This is a genomic window from Kribbella sp. NPDC049227 (assembly GCF_043197265.1).
In the GTDB taxonomy this organism is placed as follows: domain Bacteria; phylum Actinomycetota; class Actinomycetes; order Propionibacteriales; family Kribbellaceae; genus Kribbella.
Genome location: NZ_JBICST010000011.1, coordinates 108,822 through 131,433, shown reverse-complemented (window position 1 = coordinate 131,433; position 22,612 = coordinate 108,822). Strand labels below are relative to the sequence as shown.

Below are 22,612 nucleotides of genomic sequence, written 5' to 3'. Positions count from 1 at the left end.
GCTCTTCCCATGAGAGCGTTCCCACGCCACCATGCACTGGCCCACCGGCTCAGGGTGGGCCATCCGCCAACAGAAGCACAGGAGGAACCGATGCGAGCACGACGCACTGTCGCGCTGGCCCTGTCGGGCTTGCTCGCGGCAGCCGCACTGGCTGCCTGCAGTAACGGGGACGGGAAGACCAACAGCAGCGCTTCCGGCAGTACCGCGACCGTCCTGAATGTCGGTATGCCGAACGGCCCGCAGACCGAGAACCACAACCCGTTCCTCGGCTCCTCCTCGGGCGCCTCGCTGGGCTACCGCTGGATGATCTTCGAGCCGCTGGTGATGATCAACGGCATCAAGCCGACCGAGGCGGGCAAACCCTGGCTGGCCACCGAGTGGAAGTTCGACGCGAACTACACCAAGTTGTCGCTGACCGTCCGCGACGGCGTGAAGTGGTCCGACGGCCAGCCGATGACCGCCGAGGACGTCGCGTACTCCTTCCAGATCCGCAAGGACAACGAGGCCCTGAACCCGGAGGCGATCCCGTACGGGACCATCACCACCTCCGGCAACAAGGTCGACCTGACCTTCACCCGGTCCCAGTTCGTCAACCAGAACAAGATCCTGACCGCTTTCGTGGTTCCGAAGCACCAGTGGTCCACGCTGAAGGACCCGACCCAGGACACGCTGAAGAGCCCCATCGGCACCGGCCCGTACACGGTCAAGTCGTTCACCCCACAGACCACCACGCTGGTGCTGCGTGACTCGTACTGGCAGGACCTCCCGAAGGTGAAGGAACTGCGGTACACGTCGTACAACGACAACAACGCGCAGACCACCGCGCTGGCCAACGGCGCCTCGGAGTGGAGCTTCGTCTTCGTCCCGAACGTGAAGGCCGTCTACCAGGACAAGGACCCGAAGAACCACAAGCTGTGGTTCCCGGCGAACCTCGGCATCCACGGCCTGTGGATCAACACCACCCGCAAGCCGTTCGACAACCCGGCGCTGCGGCGGGCGATGGACAAGGTGATCAACCGCGACGACATCTTCATGCAGGGTGAGGCCGGCTACTTCTACCCGAAGGTCGAGTCCGTCACCGGCATCCCGACGCCGGCCGGTGAGTCGTTCATCGCCCCGGACTTCAAGGACAAGAAGCACTCGGTCGATGTCGAGGCCGCCAAGAAGGAGCTGACCGACGCCGGCTTCAAGCTCGAGGGCGACGTCCTCAAGGACCCGACCGGCAAGCCGGTGACGATCACGCTGACCGACCCGGCGGGCTGGTCGGACTACATCACCGACCTGGAGATCATCAAGGACAACCTGTCCACGATCGGGATCAAGGCCACCGTGGACAAGGCCAACCAGGACGCCTGGTTCAAGAACATCGACGAGGGCAACTTCGACGCCGCGATGCACTGGACCAACGGCGGCGCGACGCCGTACGACATCTACCAGAACATCATGGACGGCAAGATCCTGAAGCCGGTCGGCAAGGGCGGCGTCAGCGGCAACTACGGGCGGTTCAACAGCCCGGAGGCGACCACGGCGCTGGACCAGTACGCCAACGCGACCGACGACGCCACCAGGACCACCGCGCTGAACACGCTGCAGAAGATCATGGTCGAGCAGATGCCGGTGATCCCCACCTCGGCCTCCAACGTCGGTGGTCTCTACAGCACGAAGAACTGGGTCGGCTGGCCCGACGAGCAGAACCAGTACGGGCCGGCCCAGCCGACCCAGCAGAACGCTCTGCAGATCGTCCTGAACCTGAAGCCCGCCGGCGCCCAGTGAGGCGCGGCCCGCGGCGCCAGGCCTGACCGCCTGGCGCCGCGGCGCCATGAACCGAGGAGTCCCGATTCCATGACGGTGACCGACACCGAGGTGGTCCTCGAGGCCGAGGGCCTCACCAAGCACTTCCCGGTACGGCGGGGGATCCGCGACCTGCTCACCCGGGATCGCAAGGCAGTCCACGCCGTGGACGACATCAGGCTCACGTTGCGCCGGGGACGGGTCACCGCACTCGTCGGCGAGTCCGGCTCGGGCAAGTCGACCGTTGCCCGGCTGCTCGCCCAGCTGTACGGCCGTACGTCGGGTGACATCCGGCTGCACGGCGAGTCCGTCACGGTGAAGGGCGGCCGCAGGTTCCGCGCGTACTGCCGCCAGGTCCAGATGATCTTCCAGGACCCGTTCGCCTCGCTGAATCCGACGCACACCGTGCGGTACCACCTGACCCGCGCGCTGCGGATCCACGGCCGGGCCGGCACCAACGCGGCCGAGCTCGAGGAGAACCTGCGCGACCTGCTGCTGCGGGTCCAGCTCACTCCCCCGGAGCGCTACCTGGACAAGTTCCCGCACGAACTGTCCGGCGGTCAGCGCCAGCGCGTCTCCATCGCCCGTGCCCTCGGTGCCGACCCGGAGGCGCTGCTCGCCGACGAGCCGGTGTCGATGCTCGACGTGTCGATCCGGCTCGGCGTACTGAATCTCCTGCGTGACCTGAAGGAACGGCTCAACCTCGCCATCCTCTACATCACCCACGACATCGCCTCGGCCCGGTACTTCGCCGACGAGACCCTGGTGATGTACGCCGGGCGCATGGTCGAGGGCGGCGACTCCGAAACCGTCACCCAGCACCCGGCCCACCCGTACACGCGGCTGCTGATCGAGAGCGCGCCGGACCCTGATCGCCTCGACCGCGTCGGCGATCCGCGCGCCCCGGAGGACCAGGGCAGCGGTGAGCCGCCGAGCCTGATCGCGCCGCCCAGCGGCTGCCGGTTCCACCCGCGCTGTGTGCACGCGATGCCGAAGTGCTCGACCGATCTTCCGCCCCGCTTCGAACTGCCCGCCAACGACGGTCATTGGGCGGCCTGCTGGCTCTACGAGGAAGGGGTCGCGAAGTGAAGTACCTGCTGCAGCGGATCGCCTTCTACCTGTTCACCGCGTGGGCCGCGCTCACGATCAACTTCTTCATCCCCCGGCTGATCCCGGGCGATCCGGTCACCTCGCTGATCAACAAGTACCAGGGCCAGCTGAGCACGGACGCGATCCAGTCGCTGTACGTGCTGTTCGGCCTGGACAAGAACGCCAGTCTGTGGAGTCAGTACGTCGACTACTGGGGCCAGATCTTCCACGGCGACCTCGGGTTGTCGTTCACCTTCTTCCCGACACCGGTCTCGGAGATCCTCCGGCAGAGCCTGCCGTGGACGATCGCGCTGGTCGGCATCACGACGTTCGCCAGCTTCATGATCGGTACGTCGCTCGGCGTACTGGCCGGCTGGCGACGCGGTTCGTGGCTGGACGGACTGTTGCCAGTGACAACGTTCCTGTCGTCGATCCCGTACTTCTGGCTCGGCCTCCTGGCCATCACGCTGCTGGCCGGACCGGACAGTATCTTCCCGTCGTCGGGCGGCTACGAGCCCGGCCTGGTGCCGTCCTGGAACGGCGAGTTCATCGGCAGCGCGATCCAGCACAGCCTGCTGCCGGCCGTCACCATCCTGATCTCGTCGGTCAGCGGCTGGATCCTCAGCATGCGCAACATGATGGTCACGGTCGCGTCCGAGGACTACATCACCGTCGCGCACGCCAAGGGCCTGCCCGAGCGCCGGGTGATGGTCAGCTACGCGGCCCGCAACGCTCTGCTGCCGAACGTGTCCGGCTTCGCGCTGGCGCTCGGCTTCATCGTCGGTGGCACGCTGCTGGTCGAGATCGTCTTCTCCTATCCAGGCATCGGTTACAACCTGTTCCAGGCCGTCGGTTCCAAGGACTATCCGCTGATGCAGGGCGTGTTCCTGGTGATCACGCTGTCGGTGCTGGTCGCGAACCTGATGGCCGACATCGCCTACCTGCTCCTCGACCCGCGTACCCGGAAGGAAGGCTGACCCGTGTCCGCACCAGCCACCACCATCACCGCGGTCACGCCCGGGGGCCCGGAGGTCGCGGCCACACCGGCCAAGCGCCGCCGGCTGCGGTTCGTCGCCAATCCGAAGGCCGCGACCGGTCTGATCGTGCTCGGGTTCTTCTGCCTGATCGCGATCATCGGACCGTGGATCGCGCCGTACGATCCGTCCGCCCGCAGCAGTGACCTGATCCAGGCGCCGTCCGGCAAGCACTGGTTCGGTACGACGCACCTCGGCCAGGACATCTTCAGCCAGGTCCTGGTCGGCACCCGCGGCGTGATGTTCGTCGGCCTGCTGGCCGGCATCGTCGCGACCGCGCTGTCGATCCTGATCGGCGTCAGCGCCGGCTTCCTCGGCGGCGCCGCGGACGAGAGCCTGTCCGCGCTGTCGAACGTGTTCCTGGTGATCCCCGCACTGCCGCTGATCATCATCGTCGCCTCGACCATCCCCGCCGCCGGCGACCTGATGGTTGCCCTGGTCATCGGTTTGACGTCGTGGGCCTGGGGCGCCCGGGTGCTGCGGGCGCAGACCCTGTCGCTGCGCCGGCGCGACTACGTCGAGGCGGCCCGGGCGACCGGTGAGAGCACCTGGCGGATCATCACCGCCGAGATCATGCCGAACCTGACCGCGATCATCGCCTCCGGCTTCGTCGGCACGGTGATCTTCGCGGTGATGTCGGAGATCACGCTCGCGTTCATCGGCATCTCGACGATCTCCGAGTGGAACTGGGGCACCATCTTGTTCTGGGCGCAGAGCCAGCAGGCGCTGGCCCAGGGCGCGTGGTGGTGGTTCGTCCCGGCCGGTCTGGCGATCGCCCTGCTCGGTACGGCGCTGTCGCTGATCAACTTCGGCATCGACGAGTTCGTCAGTCCGCGGTTGCGCAGCAGCGGCCACACCAAGGTGAAGACCAAGGACGGTCACTCGGTCCGGATGCGGGTCGGCTTCACGCCGGTCCTGGGTGCCAAGGATGCCCCCGCGACTCCCGTCGTACGGCGTAAGGAGGAGGCCGCATGAACGAGCCGGTGCTGGAGATCAAGAACTTCCACGTCGACTACGGCCTCGGCGACCAGGCGGTCCAGGCGGTTCGCGACGTCACGCTGACCTTGCACCGCGGCGAAGTACTCGGACTGGCCGGCGAGAGCGGGAGCGGCAAGTCGACCCTCGCGTACGGCGTCACGCGGCTGCTGCCACCACCCGGCGTGATCAGCGGCGGATCGGTCGTCTACCACCCGCCGAACGGCGATGCGTACGACGTGATGGCGCTGACCGACCCGGAGTTGCGGGCCTTCCGCTGGGCCGAGACGTCGATCGTGTTCCAGGGCGCGATGAACTCGCTCAACCCGGTGCACAAGGTCTCGACCCAGATGCTCGACGTGATCAAGGCACACGAGCCCGGCCTGTCGCCGTCCGCGCGGACCAGCCGGGCACACGAGATGCTGAAGCTGGTCGGCATCTCCGCCGACCGGATGGACGCGTACCCGCACCAACTGTCCGGCGGTATGCGGCAGCGGGTGATGATCGGGATGGCGCTCGTACTCGAACCGCAGATCGTCATCATGGACGAGCCGACCACCGCGCTCGACGTGGTGATGCAGCGGCAGATCCTGGCCCAGTTGGTCGAACTGCGCGAGCGGCTCGGGTTCTCGGTGCTGTTCATCACCCACGACCTGTCGCTGCTGGTCGAGTTCTCGGACCGGATCGCGATCATGTACGGCGGCCGGATCGTCGAGGAGGCCCGCTCCGCCGACCTGTACACCGACTCCCTGCACCCGTACAGCGAGGGACTGCTGAAGTCCTTCCCGGCGCTGCGCGGCCCGCGCCGGGAACTCGCCGGGATCCCGGGCTCACCACCCGACCTGCGCGGAATGCCGTCGGGCTGTTCGTTCCATCCGCGCTGCCCGCACGCGTTCGACCGTTGCTCGACGGAGATCCCGGTCCTCGGTGTCCCGTCGTCGCGCAACGATCCCAGCCGTGCCGTTGCCTGCTGGCTCCCCGGCCGCGTGCCGGTCGCCTGATCTCTCCGACATCCGAAAGGCCACAATGAGCACAACTTCTGTCTCGGGGGACGCCGACCTGATCACGGGACTTCCGGCCGGCTTCCGGTGGGGGGTCGCAACGTCGGCGTACCAGATCGAGGGTGCGGTGAACGTCGACGGCCGGACGCCCTCGATCTGGGACACGTACTGCCGGGTGCCCGGTGCCATCGACAACGACGACACCGGTGACATCGCCTGCGACCACTACCATCGGATGCCGGCGGACGTTGCCCTGATCAAGGATCTCGGCCTGGACACCTACCGGTTCTCGGTGGCGTGGCCGCGGGTCCAGCCGCGCGGCAAGGGCCCGGTGAACCGGGCCGGGCTCGCGTTCTACGACCGGCTCGTCGACGAGTTGCTGACGCAGGGCATCGATCCGTGGGTGACGTTGTACCACTGGGATCTTCCGCAGGAGCTCGAGGACGCGGGCGGCTGGCCGGTGCGCGACACGGCGTACCGGTTCGCCGACTACGCGATGCTCGTGTTCGAGGCCTTGAGCGACCGGGTGAACACCTGGACCACGCTCAACGAGCCGTGGTGTTCGGCGATGCTGGGCTATGCGTACGGCGCTCATGCTCCGGGGCGGCGTGAATACCCGGCAGCGTTGGCTGCTGTGCATCATCTGCTGCTCGCGCATGGCCTTGCCACGGGCCGGATGCGTGAGGCGTCACCACGCAAGCTCGACATCGGGATCACGTTGAACGTTGCTACGGCGTACCCGGCCTCGGACGCCCAGCCGGACGTCGACGCAGCCCGGCGGGCGGACGGAATGGGGCGGCGGATCTACCTCGATCCTTTGGTGCACGGTCGTTATCCGGCCGATGTGGTTGCCGACCTGACTGCCGAAGGCGTCGAGCTGCCGGTACTCGACGGCGATCTCGAGATCATCGCGGCGCCGATCGACGTACTCGGAGTGAACTACTACTTCAGCCAGAAGTTCACCGGGTACGCCGAGGACGGCAGCACGGTCGACTCCAGCGGCCTGCCGGTCAGCCGGACGCTTCCGCTGAACAAGCCGCGCACCGCGATGGACTGGGAGATCGTGCCGGAGGGCTTCACTGATCTGCTGGTCGGCATCAGCCGCGACTACCCCGGTCTCCCGATGGTCGTCACCGAGAACGGCTCCGCCTTCGACGACGTACCCGACTCCACCGGCTTCGTCGCCGACGCGGACCGGACGGCGTACTTCACGTCCCACCTGGCCGCTGTCGCTGCCGCGATCAACCAGGGCGCCGACATCCGCGGCTACCTGGCCTGGTCCCTGATGGACAACTTCGAATGGGCCTACGGTTACGCCAAACGCTTCGGCATCGTCCGGGTCGACTACGAGACCCAGGCCCGCATCCCCAAGGCCAGCGCCCTCTACCTGAAGGATCTCGCGGAGCAGCACCGCTCCCGCTGACGCGCCGTACCGCGGCTCGGGCAATTGTGGAGGATTCGTGACGATCGGATCCTCCACCTGGTCTCCAAGCTTCCGGCGGCGTACCCCGCGCAGAGTCGTCTCATCGGAGATGGGGGCGGGGAGATGTACGACGTTGTGGTGGTTGGGGCTCGGTGTGCGGGGGCGGCGACTGCTCGGTTGGTGGCTGGGATGGGGCACGACGTCCTCATGGTCGACAAGACGCGGCTGCCGAGTGACACGTTGTCGACGCACGGACTCATTCGCGGCGGCGTCGTCCAGCTCGCCCGGTGGGGGCTTCTCGATCGCGTCCTGGCCGGCGGTGCGCCGGCGATCACGCACGTTCTGTTCGGCATCGAGGGGGAGCCGAAGGTACGGCGGATCAAGGAGCGCGCCGGCGTGGACGTCCTGGTCGCGCCACGTCGCCGGATCCTCGACGGTCTGCTGGTGGACGCGGCGGTGGAATCGGGGGCGGAGCTCCGGACCGAGGTGACCGCGACCGGCCTGCTGCGATCGGACGACGGCCGGGTCGCCGGCATCGTCGGCCGGTCCGCGGACGGCGACCGCGTCGAACTGCCGGCCCGCATGGTCGTCGGCGCAGACGGCCGTGGCTCCCGGATGGCCGGGTACTTCGGCGCCGGGACCTACGAGCAGTTCACGTCGCCGTGCGCGGTCTTCTACACCTACGTGACCGGGCTCAGGTCGGACACGTACGAGTTCCACATCGCGCCGGACACGTTCGCCGGCGTGTTCCCGACACATGACGGCGCGGCGTGTGTCTGGCTGATCCGGCCGACTCCGCTGCTCGAACCGATCCGTACGGCGGGCTCCGGACGGACCGCCGCGTTCGTCCAGCAGCTCGAGCTGCTGGTGCCCGACCTCGGCCACCGAGTCCGCGCCGGACGTGTCACCGCACGGCTGCGTGGAATCGCGGATCTCCCGAACTACCTTCGTCAGTCCCACGGCCCGGGGTGGGCGCTCGTCGGCGACGCCGGGTACCACCGGGATCCGATCACCGGGCACGGCATCACCGACGCGTTCCGTGACGCGGAGCTGCTCGCGACCGCGATCGACCGCAGCCTCGACGATCCCACGCTCGAACGGGCCGCGATGACGTCGTACCAGCGGACGCGGGACGCCATGCTGCGCGAGGTGTTCGACCTGACCCGCGCCCTGACCGCCTTCCCACCACCGGACCGCTTCGTCGAGCTGCAACTCCAACTCAGTGAGGCGCTCGAACGCGAGGCCGACGAGCTCGCCTCGTTTCCCGGATTCACAGCGCATCTGGCCGCTTGAAAGGAACAGCATCATGACCGCAGCCACGACCGACAGCCGCCGCAACGGTGTCGACACCGCCACGTTGTTCGCGACGCTCGACGCCGTCAAGGCACAGCCCGAGATCGCCCGCTTCCAGTTCCGCGCCACCAATCGGTGGATCAGCGGCACGCACAACCGCGGCACGATCAACGCGTTCTACGGCGCCGGGCAGGAGAACACCCGGCCCGCGGACTTCACGTTCGACGCGGACCACCCGCCGGTGCTGGTCGGCAACGACAACGGCCCCACACCGGCCGAGCACCTGCTGCACGCACTGGCCGCCTGCCTCACGTCCGGCCTGGCGAACATCGCCGCGGCCCGGGGCATCGACCTCGAGGAGGTCACCTCGACGGTCGAGGGCGACATCAACCTGCTCGGCATCCTCGGACTCGACCCCGAGGTACGCAACGGCTACGAGGCGATCCGCGTCGTCTTCCACGTCAAGGGCGACGCCGGGGCCGAGAAGCTGCGGGGTCTGGTCGAGCAGTCGATGAACCGCTCGGCGGTGTACGACGTGATCACGCACGGCGTCCCGGTGTCGATCGACGTCGCCACCGCCTAGTGCCCTGCGTCGGAGATCCTTGAGCGATTGCGGCGCAGGGCACTAGTTGCATCGCGCCGCGCGGTACATCCCGTCGTCGACCGGCTCGGTCGCGATCCCCGAACCAGCGAGCAGATCACGCACCCCGGGAGTCAGCCACACCGACCCCGGAGGTGCCTGGTCGGCGAGTTCGATCGCGACCCGTACGCCGTACGCGTCGAGCTCGGTCTCGTCCCGCGGTACCTCGGCGATCGCGACACCGAGCTTGCCGGCGCCCTGCAGGTTGGCGAGTCCGGCACGCACCGCGGTGGCGGGACCGTCGAACAGCACCACCGCCCGGCCGCCCGGACCCGCGCACCGACGGCCGCCCGCGCCTGCCAGGCTCGTTGCCAGATCATCGGCACCCGATCCGGCCGGCGCGATCACCGCCGCCAACGCCGGCGCGTGCCCCGCCGGATCCGGGAGCTCCCGCACGAACTGCTCGATCGGGTCGAGGATCTGGTCCGGGTTCCCCGAGACGAAGTGGTCAGCGCCGTCGAGCAGTTCCAGCCGCGCCCCAGGAATGCGCTCGGCGATGTACCGCGAGCCGCCGACATCGACGAGCGCGTCGCCAAGTCGATGCAGCACCAGCGTCGGGACCCGTACCGCAGGCAACGCGTCTCGCACGTCCACGAGCGAGTTCATGTCCAGCAGCGCCCGCACGGTCGACGGTGTCGCGGACGCTCGCATGCGCTGTGCCCACCACCGCTGCATCGGTACGTCGGCCGACGGGCAGCGCAACCGCATGTCCGACTCCCAGTCCCACCGGTTCACCAGTTGATCGGTGTAGAGGCTCCACTCTTCCTTGGTCTGCGCCCAGGGATAGTCCGTTGTCGAGATCCGCTTGGCGTAGGCGCCGTACAGGACCAGGCCCACGACCCGCTCCGGGTGAGTGGCAGCGCACAGGATCGCCATCGGGCCGCCCTCGGAGTACCCGATCAGCACGGCTCGCTGGGAGCCGACCGCATCCATCACGGCGAGGACGTCGTGCATCCGCGTCTCGACGTCCGGCAGACCTGACGGGCGGTCCGACATCCCCGTGCCCCGCTTGTCGAACCGGATCAGCCGGCCGAACGTCCCCAGCCGATGCAGGAAGTGGGCGTGCCGGGGATCGCCCCAGTCCTGCTCGAGGTGGGAGACGAACCCGGAGATCAGCACGATGTCGAGGTCACCGCCGCCGGTCACCTGATACGCGATGTGGAGACCGTCGCTGACGGTGTAGCGGACCGGCTCGATCGGCCGCGGCTCGGTCCGCGCGTCGGCCGGCGCGACGAAACGGTACCCCCGGCCGTGCAGAGTCCGGATCATCCGCTGACTGTGACCGTCGTCGCCGAGCGCGCGCCGTACCTGCTTGATCCGGCTGGTGACGGCCGCCTCGGTGACGAAGCGGCCGCCCCAGACCCGGTCCATCAACTCCTCTTTCGCCACCACCCGGTCACGGTGAGAGACGAGATAGGCCAGAACATCAAACGCTTGCGGCTCCAGTGGCACCGGCACTCCGGCCCGGCGAATCTCGAACAACGCCGGGTCGAACTCCAGATCCCCATCGAACGTGAGCACCACATACCGACTATGCCACCGGAAACCGCACGCGTCGTCGGACGGACTAGTTCTTCTGGGTCACCCGCGTCAGTGGCGCCGGAGTCAAGGTCTTGTGGGTCTTGAGGAACGCCGCGAAGGTTTCGTGGTCGGTGTTGTTGCGGACCGGGTCGGTGTAGCTCTTGAACGCCGCGTACCCGTCGGCGCCGATCACGGTGTAGGCGAGTGCGGCCACCCGGTAGGTCTTGGCCGGGTCGAGTGCGGCGCCGCCGATCTTCACGTCTGCGGGATCGACACGGTCGCCGACCGGCCGGCTCGCGTCGAACGAGTAGCCGACGTTGCCCGACACCGCGAGCGGCGCGAACTTCACCGTACCGTCGGTCTGCGTCTGCCACTGCTGCTCGAGTACGGCGTCCAGTTGCGCACCGGTGAGGCTCACGGTCAGGACCGGGTTGCCGTACCCGTACGCGTCCCACGACTCACCGAGCATCACCCGGCCGTCGGCATCGCCCGGCTTGTTGCTGTTGGCAACCAGGAGGTCGGCGCGCAACGCCGTACTTCCGACGGCGGGCTTGGCGGCGATGATGCCGAGGTCGGCCGTGCCGTTCTGCCGGGCGGTCCACAGGTGGACGTCGGCAGCCAGGTCGGCCAGGGTGCTCTCACCGGCGGAGTTCGCGGTGCGGGTGAAGTCGCCGGTGATGGTCGCGACCGGTTCGGCGTACTTGCGATCTCCGGCGGCGGCCCAGTAGTCGACGATCTTCTGGATCTTCGGGTCGGGCGTGACGTCGCGGGTGACGGCGTGGTTGGCCGACGTGGTCTTGTCGCGGAGCACCTCGCCGGTGCGGCCGTCGAGCTGGAGGTTGATCTCGTTGATCAGCCGGCCGTGGTTCGCGGCCTCGACGACCGGGCGGGGGTTGCCGTCCGGGTCCGGGATGCTGCAGTTGAACGCGGCGTGCCAGTGACCGGTGACGATCGCGTCGATCTGCGACGTCACCTTGCGCGCGAGTTCGACCGCCGGACCGGTCGGATTCACGCAGTCGTCGTACGTCGCGGACGCGTCGGTACCGCCGTCGTGCATGTTCAGCACGATCGCCTTCACGCCCTTGCGGGTCAGCTCCGCCGCGGCACGGTTCGCCGACTCGACCGGGTCGAGTGCGGTCAGATCCGGCTGGTACGAGGTCGAGCCGACAGGAGTGTCCGGGACCGTCATCCCGATGAAGCCGATCGGGTAGCTGCGGCCGTGGTCACGCACCCAGCGGATCGTGTACGGCGCGACGATCGTACGGCCCTTGGCATCGACGATGTTGGCCGACTGGAACTCGAAGTCCGCGCCGTGGAACCGGCGGCCGGTGGAGTCGGTGAAGCAACTGTCGACGCCGACCTTGCCGAAGCACTTGCCCTTGGTCATATGGTCGACCAGGAAGCTCTTCGAGATGTCGAGTTCGTGGTTGCCGACGCTGGAGAACTCGACGCCGAGCGCGTTCAGCACCTCGAGCGTCGGCTCGTCCGCGTGCGCGTCCACCTCGAACGGCCAGCCGGAGAAGTTGTCACCGTCGGCGAAGAAGATCGAGTTCGGGTGGCCGGCCTGGATGCTCTGCAGATGCGTGGCCAGGTACGCCGCCCCGCCGACGACCTGGGTGGTCCCGCCGGGGCCGGCGATGGTCCCGCCGTCGGCCGGCGACGGAGGCCGCAGGTAGCCGTGGAAATCGGTGATCGAGACCAGTTGCACCGGTACCGATGTGGTAACGGCCTGAGCGGCGGGCGGGGCGAGGCCGGCGGTCAGCAGGACCGCGAGTCCGGCGGCGAGGGTGCGTGGGCGGCGTACTCTGCGCACAATTGTCTCCTCAAATGTCGAAACGAGCACTTCCCGACAGAAGGAGACTGCCTCACCATGAACAGGATGTCACCATCAAACGGCGAGTCTCCGAACCTCGAAGGAATCCACCCGGCCCGACGGGACCCCCCTGCCCGCCGGCCGGAAGATCTGATCCAATACCAACGTGGTGGCCGGTGGTCCCGCGAAGCCTCCGGCCACCACCCTGCCTGTCAGGAGCCTGATGAATCTCCCGCTGATCCCCGCCCCGGCCGCGACGACGACGCCGGACGGGATGTTCGTCATCAGGGACGGCCTGGGCGTCGCCGTACAGGCGGCTGACCTCACCGATCTCGCTGCGCGCTTCGTCGAGGACGTCCGGATCGACGCCGGCATCGAGCTGTCTGTCGGCGGCTCTCCCGGTGTCACTGTCCTCGTCGACAACTCCGGCATCGACGAGATCGCACCGGCCTCGGGTCTGCGGGCCGACGGCAACGAGAGCGCGGACGAACGCCACGGACTCGAGGTCACCAGTGCGGGCGTGCGCGTCTGGGGTCCGACGGCGGAGGCGGTGCATCGCGGCCTGACCTCGCTCCGGCAGCTCATCACGGCGTACGCGCAGGATGGCAGCTCGGAGTTGCCGGCACTCCGCGTGATCGACGGACCGCGATTCGCCTGGCGCGGGCTGTCGCTCGACGTCGCACGAACCTTCCACGGACCGGCAGAGGTCCGCCGTGTCATCGAGATGTGCTCGCTGTACAAGCTCAACGTGCTTCATCTCCACCTCACCGACGACCAGGGTTGGCGGATCGAAGTACCCTCACGCCCTGCTCTGACCGGTGTCGGCGCAGCGGCCGCGATTGGTGATCGTCCCGGTGGCTACTACACGCAGGCCGAGCTGGCGGAGCTGGTGGCGTACGCCGCCGAGCGCTTCGTGACTGTGGTCCCCGAGATCGACATGCCTGGTCACACGTCGGCTGTGTTCCGCGCGTGCCCTGAGCTTGCGCCGGCGGAGCTGCGTTCCATCGAGCTCGGCAACGGGGCCAGTCTCCAGCTGAGCACACTCGACCCCGACCGGCCCGAGACCTGGGCATTCGTGGAGGACGTGCTCGACGCGGTGATCCCGCAGTTCCCGCAGAGCGCGTACGTCCACATCGGCGGTGACGAAGCGTTCGGCATGTCCGACGAGGCGCATGCCGCGTTCGTCGAACGGGCCGTCGCCCTGGTCCGCGCCCGCGGGAAGCGCGTCGTCGGCTGGCAGGAGATCGCCCGTGCGTCGATCAGCCGGGACGAAGTGGTGCAGTACTGGATGGACGTCCATGAGGTCGACTCGATGGACGCCGACGCGATGAGCGCGATGATTCCGGCCGAACTGCTGCCGATCCTCGTCGAGGGCCTGAAGAAGGCGGCGTACGACGCTCCGCGCGCGATCGCCCAGGGTTCGCCGCTGCTCGTCTCCCCGACCAGTTGGCTGTACTTCGACCGCCCGCACGCCGACGCATCATCCGACCCCGCACAGGACGAGCTGCGACAGCGCGTCGGCCTGCCGTTCTACCCCGCGACGTCGATCCGCGACGGCATCGAATGGGACCCGGTCGAGAACACCCCCGGCGTCGAGTCGGACGCGCAGATCGCCGGCGTGGAAGCAGCCATCTGGTGCGAGACCATCGCCACCGCCGAAGAACTCGAACTCATGCTCCTCCCCCGCCTCCCCGGAGCCGCCGAGAAGTCCTGGACCCGCCAAACGCCCACGGACTGGTCCGACTACAGCACCCGCCTGGCCCACCAGTCCGCCACCTGGCACCGCCGCACCTGGACCTTCCTCCGCTCCGACCAGATCCCCTGGCCCCGTCCCTAGCCCATCGAGTCGTGGATTTGCTCAGTCACCTAGGCGATTCCCGAGCAAGGATCCACGACTCGATGGATGGGCCTCAGCAGGTTGTGGTTGGAGCGGCCCAGTCGGCGCGGTCGTTGTAGCCGCCGTCGCCGGCGTCGCCGACGAACAGGTCGAGGACGCGGACTCCGGTGAGGTCGACGTCGACCGGCTTCGGGTGGTCCCGGTCCACGACGCCGCTGTCGTAGAGCACCTTGCCGTCGCCGATGACCTGGAAGGTCGCGGTGCCGCCTTCCGGCCCGACGTTGCGGACCGCGTCGTCGATGCCGACCGTCGCGGTCAGGTGGGAGCACGCCTTGCCCAGGTAGTAGCGAACCGTCGAAGGCGAAGCCACACCAATTCCAGTCGGGTACGTCGTACCGACCAGGCTGATCGGGGATCCGCCACCGACACTCTCGTCGACGGTCGGCGACATCCAGCCGCTGGTCGCACTGATCCACTCGTGGTGCGAGAGCGGAACCGTGCCCGTCGGCGGAGCCGGAGCAACCACCACCGGCGACACAGTCGACTGCCGCTGTACGCCGTACCCGATCGTGTCGTACGACGTCGACGCGGTGAGGCTCGCGGATCCGGGGGCGGCGCCGGCGGGTAGCTTCACGGTGAAGCGGTACGTCGCCTGCTGACCACCAGCCAGCAGATTCGGAGCCTTGGTCAACGACTTGACGGTCCACCCGGTGCCACCGGCAACCGTCACGACCGGCTTGAGTACCGGCAGCAGACCGTCGTTGCGGACGGCAACCTGCACCGTCAGTTCGTCGCCACCGGCAACAACCGGAGCGACTCCATCGGGCTGCATGTCGGTGCCGACGTTCGTCACCTGCGGAATACCCGCAGTAACGTGCGGGATCCCCGGCACACCACGAGCAGGCTCGACCCGGAAGAGCGCTGTACCGTGCGCCGGAACCGCCGCGCTGATCGTGCCCGCGCTCTCGGTGACCTTGTTGGTCCACGCGTTCTTCAGGGTGAACCGCGCGCCGTCCAGACCGACCGCCGAAGCCGTCGTCGTGATCGTCTTCGCGCTGTCGCCGCGGTTGAGCAGCACCACCGCGCGGCTGCCGTCAGCGAGTCGCTTGACCCACGTCTCCGTCGTTCCCGCGGCGCCGACCCGGACGGCCTGAACCGCCGCCCGGTCCTGGTTGATCGCGAGTACGTCGGGATCGGTCAGCATCGAGATCGTCGTAGCGCTCAGCTTGCGGATGTCGCTGCCGACCACGAGCGGCGCCGCGGCCACCGCCCACAACGTGAGCTGGGAGCGGAACTCCTCGTCCGTCATGCCGAGTTCGGGCGCGAGGTAGTCGGGGTCGCTGAACGCACCCGGCTTGACCACCTCGGGATGCCGCGCATTCGCGTCGTAGTTACGCAGTACGTCCTTGAACTTGATGTCGCCCTGGAAGCCGACGTCGGTGTACGTCCGCCACGACTGGGCGATCCCTGGTGCGTACGACCAGGAGAAGATCGACTGCTGCGACTCGGGATAGTTGCCCCAGTCCGGTGAGGTGACCGGGTTGCAGAGGTTGAAGATCATCGGCCGGTGGCTGGCGTTGTTGCGCAACGCCTGCGCGAACTCGGTGAACACCGTCTTCGGGTCGAGGTTCGCCGCGATCCCGCACAGGTAGTCGACCTTGACCGCGTCGAAGCCCCACGCGGCGAACTGGTCCGCGTCGCGCTGGTAGTAGCCGCCGCTACCGAGCCCACACTTGCCAGGAATGTAGGGTCCGGCGTCGGTGTAGATGCCGGCCTTCAGGCCCTTGCTGTGGATGTAGTCGACGAGCGGCTTCAGTCCGTTCGGGAACTTGGCCGGGTTCGGGACCAGGTCGCCGGCGTCGCTGCGCGACTGATCGGCCTGCCAGCCACCGTCCAGCCAGACGATGTCGTAGCCGGCCTTGGCCAGCCCACGACTCACCAGCGAGTCGGCGACCGACCTGATCGTGTCCTCGGTGAAGTCACCACCGAGTCCGTAGTACGTGTTCCAGCCCATGTACGGCGTCGGGCTGAGCACGGGAGCTGGGGCCTGAGCTGTGGCCTGAGCCGCCACAGCCTGGGTTGTCGTGGGGATCGCGAACGCTCCGGCCACCAGGGCCGCCGCGATCACCCCACCAAGTAGTCGCTTCATCTGTTGTCCTTTGCTGCCGTTGAGCGGAACGGTCAGTCGAGGGCTTCGACGACCAGGCAGTTCGAGTCGGTCGAGCCGTCCCACCGGACGCCGACCTGCAGCAGATAGCTGCCCGGGTGGACCTCGTCGCCCACCCGGTAGTTCTTCGTGGGATCCAGGCCGGCCAGCGGCACTCTGCGCGGCCGGGTCGGCAGGGTGCCTCGCACGTTGCCGTCGCCGGTCTCCCACAGAAACACCACGGACCGGGTGGCGCTGGCGTACTGCACACCGGCGGACAGTCCGTAGACCTTGCTGTCGGCAACCAGCTCGCGGATGCCCTTGTATTGCTCGATGTACCGCGCCGCAGTGGCCAGTTGCTCGTCGTTCCAGCGCGACAGGTCGGCGCCGATCCCGAGTACGCCGGCCATGGCGACGTGGAACCGGAAGTCGAGGGATCGTTCGCGTCCGTCATGGGTGCCGACGGCATCGGTCACCCACGAGCTCATCAGGTGCGGCGCGAAGCCGGTGCGGAAGCCTTGCTGGATCCTGAGCCGATCCAGCGGGGCCGTGTTGTCACTCGGCCAGAGCGTGTCGACCCGCGCGGCCATCCCGAGGTCGACGCGGGCGCCGCCGCCCGCGCATCCCTCGACGTACACCTCGGGGTGCTCGACGCGAAGGCGGTCGAGGATTGCGTAGAGGTTGGTGCCGACGCGACCGTCGAGGTCTCGCCGCTGGTCGCCGGAGTCGAGCCGGGGGCGGTTGGCATCCCACTTCAGATACTTGATCTGGTACGTCGACAGCAGGCGGTCGAGCGTGGTCCAGATGAAGTCGGCGACGTCGTCCCGACTCAGATCGAGGAGGAGCTGGTTGCGGATCAGGACCGGGTCGCGGCCGGGAGTGCGGAGGATCCATTCGGGGTGTTTCGCGGCGAGCTCGGACTTCGGGCTCACCGATTCGGGCTCGACCCACAGACCGAAGTCGAGGCCGATGTCGTTCAGTTCGGTGATGAATCCGTCGAGGCCGTTCGGGAACTTGGCGGGGTCGACCTCCCAGTCGCCGAGGCCGCCGGTGTCGTCGGAACGTCCGACGAACCAGCCGTCGTCGACCACGAACGTCTCGACGCCGATGCTCTTGGCGCGTCGGGCGAGCTCGAGCTGGTGGTCGGCGCGGATGTCGAACTCGGTCGCGAACCAGGAGTTGTACAGCACCTTCGGCGTGAGCTTCCTCGACAGCGACCGCTCGTACGCGTGGTAGACGCGAGCCAGTCCGTCGGCACCCTCCGCACTACACGCCCCGACCGCCTTCGGCGAAACCCACGTCTCCCCCAGCCTCAACGCGATCCCGAGGCTCGGTGACACTCGTCCGGCCTGGATCCGCAATTGCCCGGTGGTGTCCACGTCGGCGCTCATCTCCCACGACCCACTCCATGCGAGCTGGACGCCGTACGCCGTACCTCCGTCCTCGACGGACAGGAACGGTGAGTAGGAATGCCCGGTGATCCCCTGCGCGCTGCCGATCGTGAACCGGCCGCGCTCGAGCGCGACCTCGGCCTGCTGGAACTCGCTGTTCCACTCACCCCACAAGTACTTCACCGTCGCGCCACCGGTCGTAGGCACGGTGAAACCCGCCGAGCCGTGCCGATGCAACCGCAGCTCGTCGGTGCCGTTGTTGTGGACCGCAACCCACCGCTCGGTGACGTCCCCGACCACGCGGTAGTGCAAGACGATTGCCACCGCCCGCACCTCATCCACGAACTCCAACGCCAGGGTGTTCTCACCTGCAGTGGCTTGGGTGAAGACCGGGCGGAGCTCGTCTGAGCCGTCTGGGCCGCTCACCTCCAGATCCACCGGGGATGCGTAGCGCACACCTCGGACGGCGTACTCCAGAGGTTCTACGTCGGCCCGTGGGAGGAAGTGCTCGGTGCCTACCGGGGCCACGACCGACGGACCCTCGGTGACCGCGTGGGGGCCCCAGGCAAGCAACTGGGCCCACTGGTTGTGGTCGGGGACGCCGACGACGTACGACGTGGTTGCGCCGCGCAACGTCCACGTCTTCACTTGACGGCTCCGATCGCGAGCCCGCCGACGAAGTGCTTCTGGAACCGGAGGAAGACCGCGACCGTGGGGACCGCGGCGATCACGGTGCCGGCGGCGATCACGTTCCACGACGAGACGAACAAGCCTTGGAGACCGAGCAGCGCCGGTGTGACCGGCATCTTCTCGCCGGAGCGGATCACGGTGATCGACCACAACAGGTCATTGAAGATCCAGGTGAACGACAGAGCACCAAGGGCGGCAAGCGCGGGACGCGTCAGCGGCAGGATCACACTCGCGTAGATCTTGCCCGGCCCCGCACCGTCGATCGTCGCCGCCTCCTGGATCTCCCGCGGCAGATCCCGCATGAACCCGTGCAGCACGAACGTGTAGAACCCGAGCCCGAACCCGACATGAACGGCGATCAGCGCGATCAGTGTGTCGTAGTACCCGATCAGTTCGACGAACCGCGAGATCGGGATCAGCAGGATCTGCGGCGGCAGCAGGTTACCCATCAGCATGAGCAACAGGATCGTCCGCCGCAACGGGATGCTGTACCGCGCCAGCCCGTACGCCGCGATCGACGCCAGCCCCAGACTCAGCAGCACCGCCGGGATCGTCACCAGCAGACTGTTGATCAGGGCCCGGAACTCGTCCGCGTCCTCCCACGCCGACTTGTACGTCGAGAACGTGAACGAGTGCGGCAGTGATCCCAGCCCGTTCGCCGCCACATCGTCGAAGCTGCGGAACGAGATCACGATCACCCAGAGAATCGGCGCGACCCACAGAATGGAGACAAGCCCCATCGCCACGTGGTAGCCCGAGGTCTTCAGGCGGTTCATGTCTCCTCCCGGAAGGCACGGATCAGGTAGCCGAGGATCACGGCCAGGGCGAGCAGGAAGATCACCACGGCCAGCGCGGACGCATAGCCGAGCTGGGTGGACTGGAACGCGGTCGAGTACATGTAGGTGCTGAGCAGCTCGGACGAGTGGTACGGGCCGCCCTTCGTCATCGACCAGACGATGTCGAACGATCTGAGCGAGTCGATCACGATGACCGACAGCACGACCGAGTTCACACCCTTGAGCTGTGGGATCGTCACGAACCGGGTCCGCTGCCAGGCCGAGGCACCGTCGACCTTTGCCGCCTCGTACAGCGCGGGGTCGACGGCCTTCAAGCCGGCCAGGTACAGCACCATCACGTACCCGATCTGCCGCCACAGTGCCGGCACGATCACGGCGTACAGGGCGGTGTCCGGGTCAGCCAGCCACGGCCGGACGAAGTTGCCCAGACCAACAGACCGGAACACCGTGTCGACCAGGCCATCGGGTTGGTAGAAGACCCGCCAGATCAGGGCGGTGACGACCAGCGAGAAGACCACCGGGGTGAACAGAGCAGCCCGGTAGATGCCGACGCCACGACGTTCGCGCTGCAGCAGCAACGCCATCCCGAAGCCACCGATCACACTGAGTCCACCGAACAGCACCAGCCAGATCGCAGTGTTCTTCAGCGCGGTCCGGAAGATCGGATCCGACACCATGTCGCTGAAGTTGCCGAACCCGACGAACGACGGCGCCGACAACCCGTCCCAGTTCGTCAACGCCAGCCAGAACCCTTGCAGCGCGGGCCAGAACACCCACACCGCCTCGATCGCGAACGGCACCAGCACGAACGCCAGGATCAACGGCGACACCCGCCGCGGGCCGGAGCGCCTGGTACGGCGGGACGCGCCCCCGCCGGCCCGTGGTGCGGACCGGCCGGGAGCTGTCTCTGTCAGGGTGGAAGTCACGCCTTGAAGACCTTCTGGGCGGCGGTCTGCCAGGTCTTGAGGATCTGGTCGATCTGGTCCGGCTTGTCCAGGAACTTGGTCAGGGCGGCGTCGGCCGTCGGCTGGAGTGCGTCGCTGGAGTCGCGGTTGAAGAACTGGGTCAGCTCCGCCGCGCTCTCGATCATCGCCTTGCCCTTCTTCACCAGCGGCGTGTCCGCGGACTTGCCGTCCGGGTTCGCGGGGATCGCCGTACCGGACGAGCTCTGCACGTAGATCTCCTGCGCCTCGGCCGTCGCCAGCCACGTCATGAGCTTCTTCACGCCCTCGGGATCCTTCGCCTTCTTCGAGGCGAAGTACCCGTCCGTCGGCGCCTCTTCGGCCACCGGTACGGCGGGATCGATGATCGGGAACTGGAAGAAGTCGATGTCGTCCAGCGCGTCCTTCGGCGCGGAGTCGGCGAAGAAGGTGCCGATCAGGAACATCCCGGTCTTGCCGGCCAGCAACGCCGACGTCGCCTCCTGGAACGGGAAGGACTTGCCCTTGGGGTCGAAGTACGGCAGCACCTCGCGCCACTTGGTGAAGACCGCCTTCACCTTCGGGTCGGTGAAGTCGCCCTGGCCGGCCAGCAACTGGCGGTGGAACGGCGCGCCGTTGATCCGGATGTTCAGGTAGTCGAACCAGGCCGACGCGACCCACGGGGTGTCGCCGAGACCGATGCCGATCGGCGGGATGCCCTTGCTCTGGATCGTCTTGCAGACCGCGACGAACTCGGCCCAGTTCTTCGGCGGCGTGACGCCCCACTTCGCGAAGTTCGACTTGCGGTAGAACATGCCCCACCAGTAGTAGCTGGTCGGCACGAAGATCTTCTGCCCGGCGCTGCTGGTGGACAGCGTCTGCATCGACTTCGGGTAGTTCGTCATGCTGTCCCACACGCTCGACACGTCGAGCAGCAGGTCCTTCTTCGCGTACGAGTCCGCGACCGACCCGGCGTACCAGGTGTAGACGTCCGGCGGGTTGGCCGAGGTCAGGTACGTCGGCAACTGGGTCCGGAAGATCTCCGCCGCGACCGTGTTCAGCTTGACCTGGGACCCACCGGTCTTGTTGGCTGCACCCATTTTGTTGTAGGTGGCAACGAGCTTCTCCATCGCGGCCTTGGCCTGCTCGCTGGAGAGGTTCGACTGCAGCGAAAGCTCACCAGTGGCCGCGCTGCCGCTGCCCGGACTGTTCGTCGAGGTCGCGCACCCGGGCACCAGGGCAGCTGCCCCGAGCAGTCCGAGTCCCTTGAGGAAAGTCCGTCGATCTGCTGCCAGACCCGTCATACCCAAACTCCTGAGATCTGCTCGACCAGCGTGCCAGTCGAGTGAGTGGTGTGTTGCGGACGATCTTGCGGCGGACGGTCGCAGGTGTCAATATTAATTCGTAAATTACGAGCAAATCGCTTGACCTGGCATCGCCGTCACGGTCAACTGGTGCCTCGTTCATCGTTGGAAAGCTCTGCCCGGCATGCTTGGGTGGAGCTGGGCTGTGGAGGAGGCGCACGTGCGGCTGGGTGGGCGGGTGATCGTGGTGACCGGTGCCGCGTCCGGGATCGGTGCGGCCTGCGTGGAGCGATTCCTCGCCGAGGGCGCGTGCGTAGTCCAGGTCGACGTGCAGCCGTGCAAGGAGATGCCCGGCCAGGCGATCGCCGTCCTCGGTGATGTCTCGTCGCCGGACACCTGGGCCGAGGTCCGGTCCCGCGGCCGCGACGAGCTCGGTCCGATCGACGGCCTCGTCAGCAACGCCGTCTTCGTCGACGTGAAGCCGGCCCACGAGCTGTCGCCGCCGTCCTGGCAACGACAGCTCGATGTGAACCTGACCGCCGCCTTCCTCGGCTTCCAGACCTTGTACGACGACCTCGCGGCCGGCCGCGGGTCCGTCGTACTGATGTCTTCTGTGCACGCACTCGCCGGCCTCCCCGGCCATCCCGCGTACGCGGCGACGAAGGGTGCTCTGGTCGCACTCGGGCGACAGCTCGCGGTCGAGTACGGCGGTTCGATCCGCGTGAACACCGTGCTTCCGGGCCCGGTCGAGACCGCGATGTGGGAGCGTGTCGACGCCGAGAGCCGCGAACGCAGCGCGAAGGCGACGGCGGTCGGCCGGCTCGGGCAACCGGACGAAGTGGCTCAGGCAGTCGCGTTCCTGCTGTCGTCGGAGGCGTCGTACGTGACCGCCACCACGCTGGTGGTCGACGGCGGCTGGTCCGCGGTGAAGGACTCGGCGTGAGGGA

At 67.6% G+C, this 22,612-nt stretch carries 17 protein-coding genes; 10 read left to right on the top strand and 7 right to left on the bottom strand.

Annotation, left to right across the window (positions count from 1 at the left end; all coding sequences use genetic code 11):
• Positions 1-90: 90 nt before the first annotated feature.
• The 8 genes from ACGFH6_RS41535 (at position 91) to ACGFH6_RS41500 (ending at position 9,189) form a co-directional block, all read left to right on the top strand.
• Positions 91-1,773 (top strand): ABC transporter substrate-binding protein, encoded by a 1,683-nt coding sequence (locus ACGFH6_RS41535; protein WP_393396265.1) that lies wholly within the window; start codon positions 91-93, stop codon positions 1,771-1,773.
• A 69-nt stretch (positions 1,774-1,842) separates the two neighbouring features.
• A complete protein-coding gene (locus ACGFH6_RS41530; RefSeq protein WP_393396263.1) occupies positions 1,843-2,880 on the top strand; it encodes an ABC transporter ATP-binding protein in 1,038 nt (345 codons plus the stop codon).
• Entirely contained in the window at positions 2,877-3,857 is a 981-nt protein-coding gene (locus ACGFH6_RS41525; RefSeq protein WP_393396260.1) for an ABC transporter permease, read from the top strand. The genes ACGFH6_RS41530 and ACGFH6_RS41525 overlap by 4 nt, the downstream gene beginning before the upstream one ends.
• A 3-nt stretch (positions 3,858-3,860) precedes the next feature.
• Entirely contained in the window at positions 3,861-4,889 is a 1,029-nt protein-coding gene (locus ACGFH6_RS41520; protein WP_393396258.1) for an ABC transporter permease, read from the top strand.
• A complete protein-coding gene (locus ACGFH6_RS41515; RefSeq protein ID WP_393396256.1) occupies positions 4,886-5,890 on the top strand; it encodes an ABC transporter ATP-binding protein in 1,005 nt (334 codons plus the stop codon). The genes ACGFH6_RS41520 and ACGFH6_RS41515 overlap by 4 nt, the downstream gene beginning before the upstream one ends.
• 25 nt (positions 5,891-5,915) lie before the next feature.
• A complete protein-coding gene (locus tag ACGFH6_RS41510) occupies positions 5,916-7,313 on the top strand; it encodes a GH1 family beta-glucosidase (RefSeq protein WP_393396254.1) in 1,398 nt (465 codons plus the stop codon).
• Positions 7,314-7,436: 123 nt separating this feature from the next.
• Positions 7,437-8,606 (top strand): NAD(P)/FAD-dependent oxidoreductase, encoded by a 1,170-nt coding sequence (locus tag ACGFH6_RS41505; RefSeq protein ID WP_393396252.1) that lies wholly within the window; start codon positions 7,437-7,439, stop codon positions 8,604-8,606.
• A 13-nt stretch (positions 8,607-8,619) separates the two neighbouring features.
• The gene (locus tag ACGFH6_RS41500; protein ID WP_393396250.1) at positions 8,620-9,189 is read left to right on the top strand and encodes an OsmC family protein; all 570 of its coding nucleotides are present in this window, start codon (positions 8,620-8,622) and stop codon (positions 9,187-9,189) included.
• Positions 9,190-9,231: 42 nt separating this feature from the next.
• On the opposite strand, the gene ACGFH6_RS41495 is transcribed toward ACGFH6_RS41500, so the two are convergent.
• On the bottom strand, positions 9,232-10,770 hold the full coding sequence (locus ACGFH6_RS41495; RefSeq protein WP_393396248.1) for an alpha/beta fold hydrolase: 1,539 nt from the start codon (positions 10,768-10,770) through the stop codon (positions 9,232-9,234).
• Between the two features lie 43 nt (positions 10,771-10,813).
• Positions 10,814-12,580: a bifunctional metallophosphatase/5'-nucleotidase gene (locus ACGFH6_RS41490; RefSeq protein WP_393396246.1), complete on the bottom strand. Its 1,767-nt coding sequence runs from the start codon at positions 12,578-12,580 to the stop codon at positions 10,814-10,816.
• Positions 12,581-12,803: 223 nt separating this feature from the next.
• On the opposite strand from ACGFH6_RS41490, the gene ACGFH6_RS41485 reads away from it, so the two are divergent.
• The gene (locus ACGFH6_RS41485; protein WP_393396244.1) at positions 12,804-14,417 is read left to right on the top strand and encodes a beta-N-acetylhexosaminidase; all 1,614 of its coding nucleotides are present in this window, start codon (positions 12,804-12,806) and stop codon (positions 14,415-14,417) included.
• Positions 14,418-14,490: 73 nt separating this feature from the next.
• Here the strand turns inward: ACGFH6_RS41485 and ACGFH6_RS41480 are convergent, their stop codons facing one another.
• From ACGFH6_RS41480 to ACGFH6_RS41460, 5 genes are read right to left on the bottom strand one after another with little or no spacing between them, the layout of a single operon-like run.
• Positions 14,491-16,566, bottom strand: coding sequence for an NPCBM/NEW2 domain-containing protein (locus ACGFH6_RS41480; protein ID WP_393396242.1), 2,076 nt, complete (start codon positions 16,564-16,566; stop codon positions 14,491-14,493).
• A 32-nt stretch (positions 16,567-16,598) separates the two neighbouring features.
• Positions 16,599-18,602, bottom strand: a complete 2,004-nt coding sequence (locus ACGFH6_RS41475; protein ID WP_393396240.1) for an alpha-galactosidase — start codon at positions 18,600-18,602, stop codon at positions 16,599-16,601.
• Positions 18,599-19,420 carry a carbohydrate ABC transporter permease gene (locus ACGFH6_RS41470; RefSeq protein ID WP_393396238.1) on the bottom strand — a complete coding sequence of 274 codons (822 nt, stop codon included), beginning with the start codon at positions 19,418-19,420 and terminating at the stop codon, positions 18,599-18,601. Before ACGFH6_RS41470 ends, ACGFH6_RS41475 begins: the two co-directional genes overlap by 4 nt.
• A complete protein-coding gene (locus ACGFH6_RS41465) occupies positions 19,417-20,367 on the bottom strand; it encodes a carbohydrate ABC transporter permease (RefSeq protein ID WP_393396236.1) in 951 nt (316 codons plus the stop codon). The genes ACGFH6_RS41470 and ACGFH6_RS41465 overlap by 4 nt, the downstream gene beginning before the upstream one ends.
• Complete coding sequence (locus ACGFH6_RS41460) at positions 20,364-21,665, bottom strand: ABC transporter substrate-binding protein (protein ID WP_393396234.1); 1,302 nt, start codon at positions 21,663-21,665, stop codon at positions 20,364-20,366. Before ACGFH6_RS41460 ends, ACGFH6_RS41465 begins: the two co-directional genes overlap by 4 nt.
• Positions 21,666-21,870: 205 nt before the next feature.
• Here ACGFH6_RS41460 and ACGFH6_RS41455 point away from each other — a divergent pair, with 205 nt between their 5' ends.
• Entirely contained in the window at positions 21,871-22,608 is a 738-nt protein-coding gene (locus ACGFH6_RS41455) for an SDR family NAD(P)-dependent oxidoreductase (RefSeq protein ID WP_393396231.1), read from the top strand.
• The last annotated feature ends 4 nt before the right edge of the window (positions 22,609-22,612 follow it).

Excerpts from the sequence above, each read along its gene's own strand:
- ACGFH6_RS41485 (WP_393396244.1), top strand. The coding sequence starts at position 12,804 with ATGAATCTCCCGCTGATCCCCGCCCCGGCCGCGACGACGACGCCGGAC.
- ACGFH6_RS41530 (WP_393396263.1), top strand. The coding sequence starts at position 1,843 with ATGACGGTGACCGACACCGAGGTGGTCCTCGAGGCCGAGGGCCTCACC.
- ACGFH6_RS41500 (WP_393396250.1), top strand. The coding sequence starts at position 8,620 with ATGACCGCAGCCACGACCGACAGCCGCCGCAACGGTGTCGACACCGCC.
- ACGFH6_RS41510 (WP_393396254.1), top strand. The coding sequence starts at position 5,916 with ATGAGCACAACTTCTGTCTCGGGGGACGCCGACCTGATCACGGGACTT.
- ACGFH6_RS41460 (WP_393396234.1), bottom strand. The coding sequence starts at position 21,665 with ATGACGGGTCTGGCAGCAGATCGACGGACTTTCCTCAAGGGACTCGGA.
- ACGFH6_RS41515 (WP_393396256.1), top strand. The coding sequence starts at position 4,886 with ATGAACGAGCCGGTGCTGGAGATCAAGAACTTCCACGTCGACTACGGC.
- ACGFH6_RS41470 (WP_393396238.1), bottom strand. The coding sequence starts at position 19,420 with ATGAACCGCCTGAAGACCTCGGGCTACCACGTGGCGATGGGGCTTGTC.
- ACGFH6_RS41480 (WP_393396242.1), bottom strand. The coding sequence starts at position 16,566 with ATGAAGCGACTACTTGGTGGGGTGATCGCGGCGGCCCTGGTGGCCGGA.
- ACGFH6_RS41535 (WP_393396265.1), top strand. The coding sequence starts at position 91 with ATGCGAGCACGACGCACTGTCGCGCTGGCCCTGTCGGGCTTGCTCGCG.
- ACGFH6_RS41505 (WP_393396252.1), top strand. The coding sequence starts at position 7,437 with ATGTACGACGTTGTGGTGGTTGGGGCTCGGTGTGCGGGGGCGGCGACT.